At 53.2% G+C, this 15,844-nt stretch carries 17 protein-coding genes and 3 pseudogenes; 12 read left to right on the plus strand and 8 right to left on the minus strand.

Annotation, left to right across the window (positions count from 1 at the left end; all coding sequences use genetic code 11):
• Positions 1-152: 152 nt before the first annotated feature.
• Together FA92_RS20070 and FA92_RS20075 are read right to left on the minus strand one after the other, a co-directional pair.
• The gene (locus FA92_RS20070) at positions 153-623 is read right to left on the minus strand and encodes an RES family NAD+ phosphorylase (RefSeq protein WP_033784892.1); all 471 of its coding nucleotides are present in this window, start codon (positions 621-623) and stop codon (positions 153-155) included.
• On the minus strand, positions 620-1,063 hold the full coding sequence (locus FA92_RS20075) for an antitoxin Xre/MbcA/ParS toxin-binding domain-containing protein (protein WP_033784894.1): 444 nt from the start codon (positions 1,061-1,063) through the stop codon (positions 620-622). The genes FA92_RS20070 and FA92_RS20075 overlap by 4 nt, the downstream gene beginning before the upstream one ends.
• Before the next feature lie 148 nt (positions 1,064-1,211).
• On the opposite strand from FA92_RS20075, the gene FA92_RS20080 reads away from it, so the two are divergent.
• From FA92_RS20080 to FA92_RS20110, 7 genes are all read left to right on the plus strand, one after another.
• Positions 1,212-1,826 (plus strand): TetR/AcrR family transcriptional regulator, encoded by a 615-nt coding sequence (locus tag FA92_RS20080; protein ID WP_033784896.1) that lies wholly within the window; start codon positions 1,212-1,214, stop codon positions 1,824-1,826.
• Between the two features lie 51 nt (positions 1,827-1,877).
• Complete coding sequence (locus FA92_RS20085; protein WP_033784897.1) at positions 1,878-2,744, plus strand: alpha/beta hydrolase; 867 nt, start codon at positions 1,878-1,880, stop codon at positions 2,742-2,744.
• A gap of 274 nt (positions 2,745-3,018) precedes the next feature.
• Entirely contained in the window at positions 3,019-4,206 is a 1,188-nt protein-coding gene (locus FA92_RS20090) for a M20 family metallopeptidase (protein ID WP_033784898.1), read from the plus strand.
• Between the two features lie 21 nt (positions 4,207-4,227).
• Positions 4,228-5,076 (plus strand): transporter substrate-binding domain-containing protein, encoded by an 849-nt coding sequence (locus FA92_RS20095; RefSeq protein ID WP_013195994.1) that lies wholly within the window; start codon positions 4,228-4,230, stop codon positions 5,074-5,076.
• A 6-nt stretch (positions 5,077-5,082) separates the two neighbouring features.
• Positions 5,083-5,808 (plus strand): ABC transporter permease subunit, encoded by a 726-nt coding sequence (locus FA92_RS20100; RefSeq protein WP_197061520.1) that lies wholly within the window; start codon positions 5,083-5,085, stop codon positions 5,806-5,808.
• Positions 5,809-5,817: 9 nt separating this feature from the next.
• Positions 5,818-6,504, plus strand: coding sequence for an ABC transporter permease subunit (locus tag FA92_RS20105; RefSeq protein WP_033784900.1), 687 nt, complete (start codon positions 5,818-5,820; stop codon positions 6,502-6,504).
• Positions 6,501-7,280, plus strand: coding sequence for an ATP-binding cassette domain-containing protein (locus FA92_RS20110; RefSeq protein WP_033784901.1), 780 nt, complete (start codon positions 6,501-6,503; stop codon positions 7,278-7,280). Before FA92_RS20105 ends, FA92_RS20110 begins: the two co-directional genes overlap by 4 nt.
• A 64-nt stretch (positions 7,281-7,344) precedes the next feature.
• Here FA92_RS20110 and FA92_RS20115 read toward each other — a convergent pair whose 3' ends face one another.
• Positions 7,345-7,938 carry a TetR/AcrR family transcriptional regulator gene (locus tag FA92_RS20115; RefSeq protein ID WP_033784902.1) on the minus strand — a complete coding sequence of 198 codons (594 nt, stop codon included), beginning with the start codon at positions 7,936-7,938 and terminating at the stop codon, positions 7,345-7,347.
• A gap of 143 nt (positions 7,939-8,081) precedes the next feature.
• Here FA92_RS20115 and FA92_RS20120 point away from each other — a divergent pair, with 143 nt between their 5' ends.
• The 4 genes from FA92_RS20120 to FA92_RS20135 all read left to right on the plus strand — a co-directional run bounded on the left by FA92_RS20120 (position 8,082) and on the right by FA92_RS20135 (position 10,457).
• Positions 8,082-8,483: a RidA family protein gene (locus FA92_RS20120; RefSeq protein WP_033784903.1), complete on the plus strand. Its 402-nt coding sequence runs from the start codon at positions 8,082-8,084 to the stop codon at positions 8,481-8,483.
• A 129-nt stretch (positions 8,484-8,612) separates the two neighbouring features.
• Complete coding sequence (locus tag FA92_RS20125; RefSeq protein WP_033784905.1) at positions 8,613-9,173, plus strand: fasciclin domain-containing protein; 561 nt, start codon at positions 8,613-8,615, stop codon at positions 9,171-9,173.
• A gap of 61 nt (positions 9,174-9,234) precedes the next feature.
• On the plus strand, positions 9,235-9,783 hold the full coding sequence (locus FA92_RS20130; protein ID WP_013196003.1) for a sigma-70 family RNA polymerase sigma factor: 549 nt from the start codon (positions 9,235-9,237) through the stop codon (positions 9,781-9,783).
• Complete coding sequence (locus FA92_RS20135; RefSeq protein WP_033784907.1) at positions 9,780-10,457, plus strand: anti-sigma factor; 678 nt, start codon at positions 9,780-9,782, stop codon at positions 10,455-10,457. Before FA92_RS20130 ends, FA92_RS20135 begins: the two co-directional genes overlap by 4 nt.
• 224 nt (positions 10,458-10,681) lie before the next feature.
• Here the strand turns inward: FA92_RS20135 and FA92_RS22860 are convergent.
• Positions 10,682-10,816 (minus strand): annotated as a pseudogene (locus tag FA92_RS22860) (MOFRL family protein); the annotation flags it as partial.
• Between FA92_RS22860 and FA92_RS23685 the strand changes: the two are divergent.
• Positions 10,788-10,910: pseudogene (locus tag FA92_RS23685) on the plus strand (hypothetical protein); the annotation flags it as partial. The pseudogenes FA92_RS22860 and FA92_RS23685 sit on opposite strands and share 29 nt — an antisense overlap.
• 119 nt (positions 10,911-11,029) lie before the next feature.
• On the opposite strand, the gene eptA reads toward FA92_RS23685, so the two are convergent.
• The 4 genes and pseudogenes from eptA to FA92_RS20155 all read right to left on the minus strand — a co-directional run bounded on the left by eptA (position 11,030) and on the right by FA92_RS20155 (position 15,790).
• The gene (gene eptA / locus FA92_RS20140; RefSeq protein ID WP_033784908.1) at positions 11,030-12,679 is read right to left on the minus strand and encodes a phosphoethanolamine transferase EptA; all 1,650 of its coding nucleotides are present in this window, start codon (positions 12,677-12,679) and stop codon (positions 11,030-11,032) included.
• A 580-nt stretch (positions 12,680-13,259) separates the two neighbouring features.
• Positions 13,260-13,604: pseudogene (locus FA92_RS20145) on the minus strand (LysR substrate-binding domain-containing protein); the annotation flags it as partial.
• Between the two features lie 67 nt (positions 13,605-13,671).
• Positions 13,672-14,985, minus strand: coding sequence for an FAD-binding oxidoreductase (locus FA92_RS20150; protein ID WP_033784909.1), 1,314 nt, complete (start codon positions 14,983-14,985; stop codon positions 13,672-13,674).
• Positions 14,986-15,172: 187 nt separating this feature from the next.
• Positions 15,173-15,790: a dTMP kinase gene (locus tag FA92_RS20155; protein ID WP_033784910.1), complete on the minus strand. Its 618-nt coding sequence runs from the start codon at positions 15,788-15,790 to the stop codon at positions 15,173-15,175.
• Positions 15,791-15,844: the final 54 nt, after the last annotated feature.

The following is a 15,844-nucleotide window of genomic DNA, read 5'->3' on the forward strand; positions in this document are numbered from 1 at the left end:
ATAAGCTGCAGTATAGATGAGGCTTACCTGTCAGTGCTTTGCGTCAGGTCAGAGCAGGGGGAAGAGTTATAAGAGACGCTTCAGATCCGATTATCATAGGCTCTGAATCACTGTTCAAAGCCAAATGCGTGGTCTGTCGCTATCCGGTTAGTCTATTTACGGTCCGGTTTCAGCCGACGGTCAAACCGGAACGGAATGGCCTCAGCCTGTTGAACGATCCGGGAAAACTCCGGGTGTTCAGGATTTAACAGATAGTTGTGTTCTGTAGGAGATAGAGCACTGGGAACTCGCAACGCAACCGCATCGCAGGCAGAGCACCAGGCGTCGCCATAGTCAGCCAGTTCCGCCGGCGCGTCTTCATCGGCCCAGTTTGCAGGCAATTCACTGATATCGACGGTTTGTATCAGCGCATCGGGAACATCGATGCGCAGTAGCGTGAAAGCGTCGAGGATGTGTGCTGAGTGCAGATGGACCAGTGTTTCCAGCAACGTCAGTGAGGCGGTTTCTGAGACATAAACCATTGAGATGCCGATGCTGTTCCAGCGACCGCCCGCCTCTTTTGCGCCGAATCCCGTCCAGGCGGTCGAAAGATACTTTGTCTTAGTCAGCCTGTAGAGGATCAAGAATAAACTCCATGCTCCAGACGCGTGATGAGCTTCAGGACCTCATAAGCGCCGGTTTCCGATGCCATAAGTTCTGCTGGCATTTTCCAGCTCAACGCCCGGTTAGGCTCATTCAGCCATTTTTGCGCTTCATCCTTATCGCCTTCAAACAATTCAACCGCCCTATCAATAACGCGGATAATCCGCACCAGTCGTTCGCTTTGTTCAGCGCTGAATTTCGCTTTCACGCCACGGCTGAAAGTCGTGGAGGGAATACCGGACATTCTGCGCAGGTCGTTTTGGGTAATCTTCGCCCAGTCGATGATGAGGTGAGCCACGTTGCCATCGAGGCCATCGTTGATCTGGCCCAGCAGAGCGACACCATCCGTACTGTGCAGGCCCGCAGCCTGCCATAAACGTGGCGGTCTGGTCTTAGCTGCAGAAAAACTGAATATTTTCATTCGTCACCTCCAGTTGGTCATTTAATCATAACCATTTGGTTTGCACTGCGCAATTGCTGAAGCCTGATAAAAGATGTCGGATAAAGTACAAGCGCTTCTTTAACTAAGTAACGAATCAGTCTATCTTTAAGGGAATAATCATTTCCTAATGGTGCTATCAATGCACGATAACCGTAATAAAGATCGGGGACGACCACGGGCATTTGATACCGATGCGGCACTCGACAGCGCAATGCTGGTTTTCCGGCAGAAAGGCTATCACGCCACCTCAATCGGCGATTTGGGCCATGCTATGCAGCTGACCACTGGCAGCATTTACAAAGCCTTCACCGACAAACAAACGCTGTTTGCTACGGTCTTTGCCCGCTATCTCTCACAGCGTAACGGCAGCTTAGCTGCGCGGCTGGCGCAATGTGAAAATGGCCGTGAGCAACTGGCGGCGCTGCTGAATTTTTACGTGGATTCAGTGCGCGATTTGGAAGGCGAGCGCGGCTGTCTGGTCGCGGTAAGTGCCGTGGAGTTGCAGACGCTGGATGAGGAGCTGGCCGGCGCGGTCAGCGCGGCGCTGATGCGCAATCAGCAGAACTTACAGCAGATGATCAGGCTGGGTCAGCAGGATGGTTCGGTTAACCCTGCACTTGACTGTGAAGCCACCGCTTCGCTGATGCTCTGTATCGTGCTGGGGATGCGCGTCGCCGGTAAAGTTGCGGCTACCCGGCCCGATAGCAGCATCATCCCTGTGGCACTGAAGTTACTCGACTGAATTTTTTTATCCATTAAGGAAGTGATCGTTTCCTTATTATCCGGAGGCTTTATGTATTCTCAACCCGCTTATCAGCATCATTTTATCAACGTCGGCACACAGCGCCTTCACTACCTTAGCGCTGGCAGCGAACACGCCGAAACAGTGGTGTTGCTCGCTGGTTTTCCGCAGAGCAGTTACGCCTGGCGGGAGGTGATTCCCCGGCTGGCCAGTCGATTTCATGTCATTGCACCCGACCTGCCGGGGCAGGGTGATTCAGATTTCCCGGTCAGTGGCTATGACACCGACAGTGTAGCGACATGCATTGTGGCGTTGCTAAATCAGCTGGGAATCGAACGCTTTCATCTGGCCGGACATGATGTCGGAGCATGGATTGCCTGGTCACTGGCGGCAGCCCATCCCGATAAGGTCAGCCGTCTCGCGCTGCTGGATGGCGGTATTCCCGGTGTGACCCTGCCTGACGTGCTGCCGATGGTCGGTGATAGTGCCTGGAAAACCTGGCATTTCGGCTTTCACTGTGTGGATGATCTGCCGGAAGCCCTGATCACCGGCAGGGAGGCGATCTACCTTGACTGGTTTTTTAACCGCAAAGCAGCGAATCCTCGTCGAATTGATGCGACGGCGCGTCGTGAATATCTGCGCATTTTTCAGCAGCCCGGCGCGTTACGCGCGGGACTGGCTTTTTACCGCGCCTTCTCGCAGTCGGCAGAGCAGAACCGTCAGCGTGCGTTAAACGGTAAGCTGGCAATGCCGCTGCTGGCGGTGAGTGCTGATCAGGGATCGATACCCGATATGGCTACGCCGTTACGCGCTGTGGCGCAGCAGGTAAACAGTGAAACTATTCTCAACTGCGGTCATTTTATTCCTGATGAACAACCGGAGAAATTAGCGGAAATACTGGCAGACTTCTTTATTTAACCTCCGGATATACGCTGAATAACACCGCTCAGAAAGTAGGGAAAGTAATGTGGGGCGGCGGATTATTAATATTATTGCTGATCCGCTGCTATCTCATACGGCTTTCCAATAAATAAACCTAAGCTACTGATTATTAATGGTTCCTCGTGTGTTATAACGCGTTGCTTTCTGTCACGTGCTGTGAATAAATAAACGGTCACCACCATCCAACGTCAGGATGAGATTAAAAAGAGGGCCGGCACCAGACTGCCGGCCTCATATTGCCGGGGCTGCGATGAATCAGGAAAAAGAACGACTGGCCGGGGAAATAAAAGCCAGAGTTAATGAGATTGAACCGCAATTGGTGGCGATTCGGCGTGATATCCATGCGCATCCGGAATTAGGCTTTGATACGCTGCGTACCGCCAGTCTGGTCACAGAGTATCTGCAGGCGCTGGGATTGAATCCCCGGACCGGCGTTGGCCGCAGCGGTGTCGTGGTGGATATCGACGGCGCGGAGCCGGGTAAGACACTGCTATTGCGTGCTGATATGGACGCGCTGCCCATACATGAACAGACGGGTTTACCCTTTGCCAGCCGCTATCCCGGCAAAATGCACGCCTGTGGTCACGACATTCACACGGCGACGATGCTGGGTGTGGCCACAATCCTGCCGCACTATCGTCAGCAGCTAAAAGGCCGCGTCCGGCTGATCTTCCAGCCTGCGGAAGAGACACCAGAAAGTGGTGCTGAGGCTATGATCGCCGACGGTGTGGCCGACGACATTGACTGGGCGGTGACCCTGCATAACAAACCTGAACTGGCTGCGGGTGACGTTGCCCTGACGCGCGGCGCCAGTACTGCCTCCAGCGACGAATTCGACGTGACGGTACAGGGTGTATCGACCCATGCGGCCCGTCCGCATATGGGCACTGACCCGATACTCGCCACTGTGCATCTCATCAGCCAGCTCCAGACCATCATCTCGCGTGAACGCGATCCTGCTCACTCCGCCGTGTTAACCATCGGGCACATTCAGGGCGGCACCACCCACAACATCATTCCTGACAGCTGTCTGTTTCAGGGCACCATCCGCACTAAATCACCGGAAGTGCGGGCTGCGATGGAAGCGTCATTTAAACGGATGTGCGGAGGGGTAGCGCTGGCGCAGAACGTCCGCATAGAAGTTAACTTCCAGCGTGGCGTTCCCCCCTTAATGAACGACGATCGCCTCATCGATTCACTGGAGCAGATTCTGTCGCATCAGTTTGAGGAGGCCATCATCGCGCAGCCCAGCGCCAGCTTTGGTGCTGAGGATTTTTCACTGTTTACAGAACGGGTACCGGGTTGTCAGATTCATATTGGATCCGCTACGCCGGGCCGTGACGATCATCTGCATAACTCCGACTATCAGCCGGACGAACGCAGCATTGCCGCCGGGACGCAGGCGCTGACCCGCCTTGCTATTGATTTACTCTCTTAATAATAAAGACATGAGGTTTATATGATGATGCGTAACCGTCTCCTTAAGGCGTCTCTGACCGTGGCGCTGCTTGCCACTTCCGCCTTCAGCCAGGCGAAAGATTTCGGCACCTTGAAGTTTGCTACCGAAGCGGCTTACCCTCCGTTTAACCAGACGACCCCGAGTGGAAAAATCGTCGGCTATGAGCCGGATATGGTAGCGGAGCTGGCGAAGCGTGCAGGTTTTAAATATGAAATCATCGCCCAGAAATGGTCAGGCATGATCCCGGGCCTCATCGACGGTAAATATGATGCGGTGATAGACGCGGTGACGGTGACGCCAAAGCGCGCTGAAGCGATCGATTTTACTCATCAGTACACCGTCAGCGTCTCCAGCTTTGTGACCGCGAAAAAAAGCCCGCTCGCCACGCTGCCAGGCAGCGGCACGGTGGTGACGGCGGATGACGATGCCGGTATGAAAAAAGCGATCGACGATCTTAAAACCACGTTTAAAGGCAAAACCATTGCGGTGCAGGTCGCCACTATTCAGGCGGACTTCCTGCAGAAATACCTGGGCGATGTGGCCACTATCCGCACCTATCAGGCCGGTCCTGAAACCTTCGCTGACCTGATGAATGGCCGTGTTGATGCCGTCATGGCTTCACGCACCAACCTCAATGCCTTTGTGAAAAAACACAGTGATGCCATCAGCAGCAGCGGTTATGGCTTCTCGGGTGGTGTGCTGGGCGCAGGTTCGGCGATTGGTCTGCGTAAAGGTAACAGCGAGCTGCAGCAGGTGCTGAATCAGGCGCTGGACTCGATGATCAAAGATGGCACACTCAGCAAACTGTCGATGAAATGGTTTGGCGAAGATGTCGCGCCAAAAGCGTAACTGCTGATGCTGATGAATATTGACTGGCAGATACTGGGCTTCGGTGATGAGGGCTGGGGAGGCGTGCTGCTTAACGCCGCCGCCGTCACGGTCAGCGTGTCGCTCTGCGCCTGGCTGCTGGGTGCCCTGTTGGGCAGCGTGCTCTGCTGGATGCAGATTGCCGGTTCGCGCTGGCAGCAGCGGCTGGCGGCAGGCTACATCACGCTGTTTCGCGGCGTGCCGGAACTGCTGGTGATCTACCTCTTCTACTTCGGTGGACGTCAGGTGGTCTCCACGGTAGGCACCGCGCTGGGCCTACAGGGACCGTTCGATGTGAACGGTTTTGTGGCGGGCGCGATCGCCATCGGGCTGATCTCCGGTGCCTATCAGAGCGGCGTATTTCGCGGCGCGTTCTACGCCATTCCGGGCGGTACGCTGGAAGCGGCGACCGTGACTGGCATGGGACGGCTGATGATGTTTCGCCGCATCATCGTACCACAGGCGTTACGCACCGCGCTGCCAGGCATGGGCAACCAGTGGCAATCGGTGATCAAAGAGTCGGCGCTGGTCTCGGTCACCGGGCTGGTGGAAACCATGAACCAGGTCTCGACCGCAGCCAACTCTACCCAGATGTCCTTTTTCTTCTACAGCGTGGGTGCGGTGATCTACCTGATTATCACCACCTGTTCCGATATGGTTTTCCGCTACGTGGAAAAGTTTGCGATGCGCGGTCAACAGCGCGTGAGGGGATAAGGAGTCCACGTGGATATGTTGTTTTTACAGCAGACGCTGCTGGCGCTGCTGAAAGGATTGCCGTTGACGATCAATCTGGCGCTGCTCTCGCTGCTGGGGGGCGGCATGCTGGCATTGCTGCTTAACCTGCTGCGCATGACGCGTGTCGGCAGCCTGTTCTGCCGTTTCTACGTCTGGCTGTTTCGCGGTACGCCATTGCTGATCCAGATTTTTATGGTCTATTACGGCCTCGGCAGTTTACCGGCAGTGCGCGAAAGCCTGTTCTGGCCGCTGCTGCGCGATCCCTACTGGTGCGGCTTGCTGGCGCTGATCCTTAACGATGCGGCTTACACCTCAGAGATTCTGCGCGGCGGGCTGCGTGCCGTCAGCCAGCAGTCGCTGGAGGCGGCTAAGGTCTCGGGCATGTCGTCATACAAGATCTTTACCCGCATCACCTTACCGATTGCGATTCGTCAGGCGCTGCCGGCTTACAGCAATGAAATTATCTCGATGATTAAAGCGACGTCACTGGTCAGCACCATCAGCCTGATGGAAATGACCGGCATTGCCGACTCAATTGTCTCCTCCACGTTCCGGGCGCTGGAAGTGTTCCTGAGCGCGGCGGTGATCTACCTGATTCTGACCATGCTGGTCAGCAAAGGCGTATCGATGCTGGAACGACGCTTATCACCTTACTATTTCGGAGCACGATCATGACCGCACCTACTATCATGCTGAGTCATCTCAGAAAGAGTTATGCGGGACACGAAGTGCTGCACGACATTAGCCTGACCGCGCAGGATGGCGATGTGATATCACTGATTGGTGCCAGCGGTTCAGGAAAAAGTACGCTGCTACGCTGCATCCCGTTTCTTGAAGTGCCGCAGGCGGGTGAAATTGCGGTCGGCGAGGTAAACGTCACGCTGGATAACGCCGACGAAAAACTGAGTCGTGAGCAGCGCCGTCGCATCAAGCTGATGCGTATGCAGCTTGGCTTTGTGTTTCAGAGCTTCAATCTGTGGCCGCATAAAACGGTGATGCAGAACATCATTGAAGCGCCGGTTCATGTGCAGAAGCGCAGCCATAAAGAGGCGATTGAAGAAGCCGAATCGCTGCTGCATAAAGTGGGGCTTTACGCAAAACGCGACGCCTGGCCGTCGCAGCTGTCAGGCGGACAGCAGCAGCGCGTGGCGATTGCCCGGGCGCTGGCGCAGCAGCCGAAAGCGATCCTGTTTGATGAACCGACCTCTGCGCTGGATCCAGAGCTGGTGGGTGAAGTACTGCGGGTGATCCGCAGTCTGGCAGAAGAAGGGCGCACCATGATTATCGTGACCCATGAAATGGGCTTTGCGCGTGACGTGTCCAACAAGGCGGTGTTTCTGCATCAGGGGATGATTGAGGAGTCGGGTTCGCCGGAACAGGTGTTCCTCGATCCGATCTCGCCGCGCTGTCGTGCCTTTGTGAACAGCCACTTTGAGCGCAATGCTGGCTAGAATAACCGGGATCATGCAATCTGGCTTCAGCACTGATAGCTATCGTTTGAAGCCATGTTCAGGATTAATCACTCTGGCGCAGGCCGCCCGCCAGCTGGGTGAACACCTCGATCATCTTCGGCAGTGCCTTTTCCGGGTCACTGCTGGAGCCGACCCAGAGGGCGGCATTCAGCGCTGCGCTATTCAGCAGATGCGCGGCGGCATCGGCGTCTACCGACTTGATCGTTCCGCTTTCGGTCAGCTTCATAATCGTTTCGCGCGTGGCTTCCAGACAGCTGTTCTGGCTGGGCCATTGCGCGGGATCACCCAGAAATGCCGGGCCATCGCGCAGCACAATACGCTGCACTTCGGCCTCCATAGCTAACTGAATATAGGCGACGCCTTCTGCCACCAGCTTTTCCCACCCATCTGCCACGCCGGATGCGGCTGCTTTAGCCCGCTGCGCCATCTCACCATCAACCTGAGCCACGACCGCCGCCAGCAGCCCCTTTTTATCGCCGAAATTATGGTAAAGCGCACCACGGGTCAGGCCCACGCTGGCCGTCAGTTCATCCATAGATGCCGCCGCAAACCCTTTTTCAGCAAATGCGGTGCGCGCTGCTGCAATCAGCTTTGCACGGTTCTCTTCCATTGTCTCAGCGCGACGTTTAACGGTCATAAGCTCTCCTTTCACATACGTCTCGTATATTATTTGACATACGCGGCGTATGCGTGATTAATGTGACATACGCCGCGTATATTAAATCAATCCTGTGTACGCCGCATCCTGCTTTCCCGACAGACGCTATGAAAGGAACCACTATGATTATGCGCGAACCTGTTTTCCCCGCTAACCGTCATGCCCTGTATGAGCAGCATGGTTATTCTGCTGCCATCCGCTCAGGCGATCTACTGTTTGTCTCCGGTCAGGTGGGCAGCCGTGCTGACGGCACGCCCGAGCCCGATTTTGCTGCTCAGGTTGAACGGGCGTTTGAAAATCTGGCGGCGACGCTCGCTGCGGCAGGCTGCACTTTTGACAACCTGGTCGATGTCACCACGTTCCACACCGATCCGGAGAACCAGTTTGAAACCATTATGCAGGTGAAGCAGTCCATTTTTCCGCAGCCGCCTTACCCTAACTGGACAGCGGTAGGGGTCACCTGGCTGGCGGGATTTGATTTTGAAATCAAGGTGATTGCCCGCATTCCGCCACAACAAAAATAATCTGTTCGTGCCGTAAACGGATGCCGGAAGAAAATAATTAAAAATTTTTGCATCCGTTTTCTTCACTCATTCGTATTAACAGATAAGGGCACATCGGCCCTGTCTGCAAACTCAATGAGGGAAGTGAAAATGAAACCATTCCTGCCAACTCTGCTTTTTTCTGCATTAGTTTTCAGCGGTGCCACCTATGCGGCATCCATGGACAGCGATACGGTCATGGTCGGTGGCGCTGCCATGTACCCGTCAAAAAATATTGTTGAGAATGCTGTTAACTCGAAAGATCACACCACGCTGGTCGCGGCTGTTAAAGCCGCCGGTCTGGTTCCGACGCTCGAAGGGAAGGGGCCATTTACCGTTTTTGCGCCGACCAATGCCGCCTTTGCAAAATTGCCGCAGGGCGCGGTCGACTCTCTGCTTAAGCCAGAGAACAAACAGAAGCTCACCAGCGTTCTGACCTATCACGTGGTCGCAGGAAAACTGGACATGAAAGCGCTGGAGAAAAAAATCAAAGCGGGTGGAGGCAAAGCGGAGCTGAAAACGGTAAATGGCGCATCGCTGTGGGTGATGGCAAACGGCCCGCACAACATTCAGCTTAAAGATGCTCAGGGCAATGTCGCTAACATTACCACTTATGATGTGAATCAGAGTAACGGCGTCATTGACGTTATCGATACCGTGCTGATGCCGTAAAGCGTTACCTATACTGTGTGTAGCCACTGATACTGTGGCTACACCTTTAACAGGGAAGCCGATGACAAAAACTGTGCCTCATATTCAGGCTGACTTAATGAACCAGATTGCCTGCGGCGATAAATCTGCGCTGGCGCAGCTCTATCACGTCCTCTCACCCCGGCTTTACGGCATTATTCTGCGTATGGTCAGACGGCGCGACTGGGCAGAAGAGATCCTCCACGACACCTTTATTCAAATCTGGCAGTCGGCAAACTACTACGACCACAAGCGCAGTGAACCGCTCATCTGGCTCAGTCACATTGCAAGAAACAGAGCGATCGATTTTCTGCGTAAACACGAGAACAGATGCTGTTCGATAGAGGAAATCAGCGAAGCGGAAGCGGGTTTTGAGCGTTCACGTCCCTCTGACGACAGTCCTGCTGAGGCGCGTCGCCTTCAGCACTGTATGGCGCAGTTACCGTCAGAACAGCGACAAAGCCTTTCGCTCGCCTATTATCGTGGTCTGTCACAGAGTGAGATCGCACTCTCCATGAGCCAGCCCGAAGGCACGGTAAAAAGCTGGATCCGTCGCGCGTTAACCCATCTTCGGGAGTGCATAGGCTTATGACTGGTCAGGAAAACGATGATCTCACTGCCGCGGAATATGTGCTTGGGCTAACGGACGCTGACACCCGGCAACGGCTGGATAAACGCTTTAATGACGATGCAGCCTTTGCCGCTGAGGTGGTGCGCTGGCAGAGCGCGTTCAGTGGCATTGACCTGACGACTCAGGAGGTCGCCCCACCTTCTGCACTCTGGCAGCAGATTGCGCAGAATCTTGAGCGGAAACCTGGCATCCCCGGCAATAAACGCAAACAGCAGCCTCCCGGATTCTGGCTCGGCTGGGGCCTCGCCGCGGCAATGACCGGCATCCTCGTATTTAGCTGGGTGACGAAGCCTGATGCGACACACGCGCTGCAGCCGATCGCGGTACTCAGCGGCGCACAGCCTGATGTACAGTTTGTGGTGAGTCTGGACAAGCGCGCGTCATTAATTCAGGTTTCTGCACTGAACGTCACGCTGCCAGAAAATAAAAACTTACAGCTGTGGCTGATTAAGGGCAGTGCTCCGCCACAATCACTGGGACTGATCGATCACCGTGACAGTAACGCCTTTAAGTTGCCTTCCGGGGAGCTGGATAATAAGACCATACTGGCGGTAAGTCTGGAACCGGTGGGTGGTTCCAAACTCAGCGGGCCGTCCGGGCCGGTGATTTTCCAGGGCAAAGTCACGCTACTTTAACTTTCATCAGCAGGGATTTATCTGCCGCCAGGCCGTTAATGCACGTTTTGGCCTGGAAGAGGGGTAGCCAGGCCAAAGCATGCACCAGACGGTCAGTCTGTGTTTTTTGAATGTATAACTGAAATGAGTCGGCCCCTTAGCCAGCCCGTTCGTGAATGGCCAGGGCAGTGATCTGCGTTAACGGATAAAACGTCGCTCCCCCGGTACGCGGGAGAGCGACACGCTCACGCAATCAGGATTGCCCGGATATCGTTGACGTTTGTTAACGTAGGACCGGTTATCAGCAGATCATCCAGCGCGTGAAAATAGCTGTAACTGTCATGATCATCGAGAAATTTAAGGGCATTAAGGCCGCTCAGTGCGATGTGGCATCAGGGAAACAATAATCTTTATGTCAGCGCCCTGCTGGATATGCTTGCTGATAATCTCGATGCGCTGACACGTGAACTGTAAATATCGATTATTTTCAGGAATAAATTACTGGATCAAATAAGTTATTTTACCTGAGCGATGTACAGTTTTACCGATAGCATCCAGCCAGATAAAAGCCCCCATCAGAGGCTTTATCACTCTTATTTTTCTGCGGGCGTATTGCGGCATGTCGCCAGTATATCGTCTGCGGCGACATATTCGCGGGTCTGAACGCCGGTCATGCCCAGCATGGTTGAAAAAAGATTATCCTGAGAATATTTTTGCGAAGTCGCCAGCCGGTTCAGGCATGTATAGTCAACGGCATAACGCTGCTGGTAATCGGGTGACAGCCAGATTAGCAGCGGCACGCGGGTCTGAAATTCAGGTGCGATAGCATAGGGCAGGCCATGCAGATAGACGCCTTTCTCGCCCAGTGACTCACCATGATCTGACAGATAAACCAGACTGGTTGTAAACTTCTTCTGATGGGCTTTGAGTAATTCAATCGCTTTATCGACAATATAGTCCGCATAGAGAATGGTATTGTCGTACGTATTAATCAGTTGCTCCTGAGAGCACTCCTGAATCTGTTTCGTCTCACAGGTGGGTGTAAATTTGCGAAAAGCCGGCGGATAACGGTGATTGTAGGTTGGGCCGTGGCTGCCAATCGTATGCAACACAATAACGCTATTACTCTGAAGCTGGTTGATATAGGTCTCCAGGCCATGGAAAAGCACCTCGTCATAGCACTCGCCTTTGATGCACATTCCCGGAAGATTGAGCGCTGTCATATCCTGATTAGGCACCCGGTCGCAGGCACCTTTACATCCTGCATCGTTCTCATGCCACAAAACGCTCAGGCCAGCTCGCTGAATAATATCCAGTAATCCCTCCTGATGACTGGCCAGCGCATCATCGTAGTGTCTGCGCGGCATATTTGAGAACATGCAGGGGACAGAGACTGCCGTAGAGGTGCCACAGGATGCGACGTCAGGGAAGTAGACAACGTCTTCTTCTGCCAGCAAAGGGTTGGTGGAGCGTGGGTAACCGCCCAGAGAAAAATTAGCGGCGCGGGACGTTTCGCCTACGACCAGAATCGTCAGGTTCTTTTTCGGGCCGTTGAGCATCTGGGGGCGTTGATGGGCATCTTCACCTATTTTCACCAGAGGAAGATTCGCCCGCTCGCGATGATTATAGTAAGAGAGCGAGGCCGCAATAAAATTAGAAGGACTCAGGGATTTCAACAGCTGGTGGTTATTGCGAATCAGTGATGCATAGTCTTTATAAAAAAACATCGCTATCAGCGCTATTAATGCAACTGAAATAACCAGGCTTAACCCGCGCTGAAGTAATCCCTTCCACACCGGTACCGACTTTTTAAAAGCAGGCCAGAAGGCGAGTGCGGCCATAAAGAAGCCGGTAAAGAATATTAGTAATATCATCTTCGGCGTCAGCAGTGCCAGGCTTTCAGCGGGTGTGGTGTCCACCATATTGGTAATCATTGAACGATCAAGAACGATACCATAGTGCTGAATAAAGTACTGGGCTATGGCAGCGACAATGATAAACAGCGCAATGGTTATCCTGTCCAGCCAGAAAAAGGAGGCCAGCGTCACGACACTATTTATCACACTAAAAGCGACAATCGGCATGGAAAGGAAAAACAGCATACTGCTCATCCCGTCCGGCGCGATAAGTGACCAAGCCTGTTTGTAAAAAGCGAAATTAAGGAAAACAGCGATATAAAGTGAGAATAGCAGTATGAACGCGGCGCGGGGCAATACGGGCTGACTGACATTAAATCGTGGCATAAAGGTATTCCATAACCTTGCGGAAATAAGCCAATAAAGTTCTTTCTGAAGTAATCAGTAAGCGTTAATAAAAGTTATATGCCAGCAATTCTGAGTTAAGGAGTTGATGACCGTGATCATGTAAATAACTGCTTTAAAACATCTGTTTAATATCGTTAAAAACCTGATTGTTTTACGAGAGGCTCATTTTCACCCCCTGACAATGTTAAGTAAAAATGAACTTTTTGCTACACTTTGTGCGGTTTATGTAGTTAATTTGTGACGAAGATCACGCCGGTTCGTTTAAGAAAGCGCGATTTCAAACCTGACAGGGTCGCGTTGCTTAACGATTGGATAGCTGCCATGGATGTGGATGTGGATGTTAACCGGAACTTATAGAGAAAATAGCGTCAGTGCCTGTTTATTCTCTTTTGCAAAATCAATGCGTACAGGTCTGCCAGATTAAAAGTAGTGAATTTGACAATCCCCTCAGTATGAGGAGGCTTGTGCTTAAACCTGTGATTACTATCCTCGGCTGCCACTTTTGTGGTCAGCGTATCAGTTTGCTAAACACTTCAGCCGTTTTCCCTTAAGTGAGTTCTCACAACAGGCTTTCAAGCCACTCGGTAAAGACACGCACTTTATGGGAGAGGTGACGATGCGGATAAAGAAGCGACAATTTGCGTTCAGGAGAAGGATTGTCAGGTAACACCTTTGTTAACAGCCCGCGGTCAATATAGGGTTGCAGGAAGACATTCATTCCCTGACTGATTCCCAGGCCGGCAAGGCCTGCAGCAACGTAAGCTTTTGAGTTATCGACAACAAGTTTACCCGGTGGGCTGATTTCAGCGATACCTCCGGGAATAGTGAATGTCCAGGGCATAAATTGTCGGCTGCTGCTATTAATCCAGTTAATAGCCTGATGATGCTGCAGGTCTTCCACCGTATGACGAAAAGGCGGGCCTGAATAAATATCCTCGTAAGCGGTCTGTTCAGGCCCGTTTGTATAAAAATCAAACTTCCTTACGGCCCAGATATCGCTCTTTCATCAGCGACAGGGCAATGCCGATATCCAGTGCTGGCGAGGGGGGCATGACATTGGGTTTGCCCAGCGACAGCATATCTGCAATATGCGGGTTATCCTGTTTCATCATGAAATCCGCCAGCAGCGTGCCTGCCACGGTCTGCTTTGAAATGCCTGCGCCGTTACAGCCGCCTGCCGTGCAGAGAAACTTGTTCAGCATACCCCATTCCGGCGCGCCGTTACGCGTGACGCTGATGGTGCCAGACCAGGTGTGGGTGATCTTCACACTGCCCAGCGTCGGATAGACTTTCTTAAATAAGTGCTCATGCAGCCGGGTCGCCTCATAAGTCCGGGCCGCGTTCACCTGGCCTCTGAGCGCGGGTATGACATGCTGGCGAATCAGGAAACGGCGATCTGAGGTAAAACGGAAGGTCGCTCCGGCAATGGCGTTAACCGGCGTGAGTCCCCAGCTCTGCATCGGGGGCAGGGTAGCCAGCTGTTCGTCCGTCAGCGGATCGGTGATGCTGGCGAAGGTAGCCATGGCAGCCTGACGCGAAAGCCCCGGACGCAGCTCCGGCGATAGTGCATTGGTAGCCAGCATCACTTTTGGCGTTTTGATCACCCCAAAAGGTGTCAGCACTTCAGCCATGCTGCCGTAACGGATCCCCAGCACGGGTGTGTTATCGAAGCGCTGAACATTCTCAGGTAAACACGCGTTCATGCCGGCAATCAGCTGCGCCGGATTAACCAGCACGCAGCCCGGTGTATAAATTCCTTTGCTGTAAAAGTGCGTACCGAGTTTCTGGTACAGCTCCTCGCTGTCTGACATCTGCCACGGCTCGTTCATCAGATCGAGATGGCTGGCATACTCCTTTAAAATAGCGTCATTACCAGGTTCAGCCTGACAGTGATATTTGCCGACCCGTTCCCAGTCGCACTTAAGATGATGCTGAGAAATAACCTGCTCCAGCTGACGAATGCCTTCCTGAAGCAAATTCCGGTATGCGTTTGCCTTCTTTAATTCGGCAGTTGAACTGCCAATATTATGCGGCAGGCCGATAACGAAGCCGGAATTACGTGCCGATGCGCTTTGCTGTGTGCTATGAGCTTCGACGATGATGATTTTCAGGTTGGGATTGATTTCCGCGAGACGGCGCGCAAAGGCGACACCTGCAAATCCTGCCCCGACGATGACCCAGTCTGCAGTGATATCGCCCTGCAACGCTGGCTGTGGCGAAAAACTGTGCTCACCCGCAGGCCAGCCCGGTTGGTTATGATTGAATGGTATTGATGCGTAGCGCAATTCCCTGTGCCTTATATGAAAAATAAAGCAATTTTATAGGGGAAAGCGGGATGCCTGTGCCAGCGGTAATCTGACTAATCTTGATTTCAGACAAGTAAAATAAAGGGTTTTTTTCTGCACAACCCAATGCGCGCGGATTTGCGGAGGAAAGAGGATAACGCGCCCACAGAGTTTTATGTTTTGCTATTCAGGAGCGACAAAGCACACTGTTAATTTCAGCCACCACCTGCTTCGTTGCCTCTTCAATGCTCCCTTCATTGCGGCATAAAAACCAGCCGTTATTCGCAGCTTCCTGCTCAAACGCGCGGGTGCAGGCGATATGTTCTTCCAGCCGATGAATTACTGTACTTCCCAGGCCACGCGATCGTGCTGCGGCTCTTTCCCAGGAAACCTCGGGCGCAGTGACCACCCCGACATGCAGATCGGGCGCGCGGACGTTGTGCTCACGGTTTAGCTGCAGAATCTCTGCAAAAGAAACCATCCGGCGAAACGCGGCATCCGATGGATACCAGCGATCCATCAGGATAACGCTGTCCTGGGGCTGTTTAGCCAGTACGTTCTGTGAAATCCAGGCGCGGCTGACAGCAAAGCGCTGACAGATTTCCCATTCCAGATCTGCCGAGGGATCTCTGGCTAGCCGGTTAACCAGAGCCATGGATTCCGCCCTGAAAGGATCGCTCTTTTTTTCGCTGAGTCGGATCACTTTCATGTTGTCTGCCCTCAGCACTTGCGTAATGGCCTCCAGCAGCGTGGTTTTACCGGCTCCCTTGGGGCCATCCAGAGAAATAAATAGCTGACGACTCATGCCAGGAATGACGATTGAGTCAGGATTTCAGTAAAACGCACATTTGCCAAAAGC

The sequence above is a fragment of the Pantoea sp. 9140 genome, assembly GCF_000745295.1.
GTDB lineage: Bacteria > Pseudomonadota > Gammaproteobacteria > Enterobacterales > Enterobacteriaceae > Pantoea > Pantoea vagans.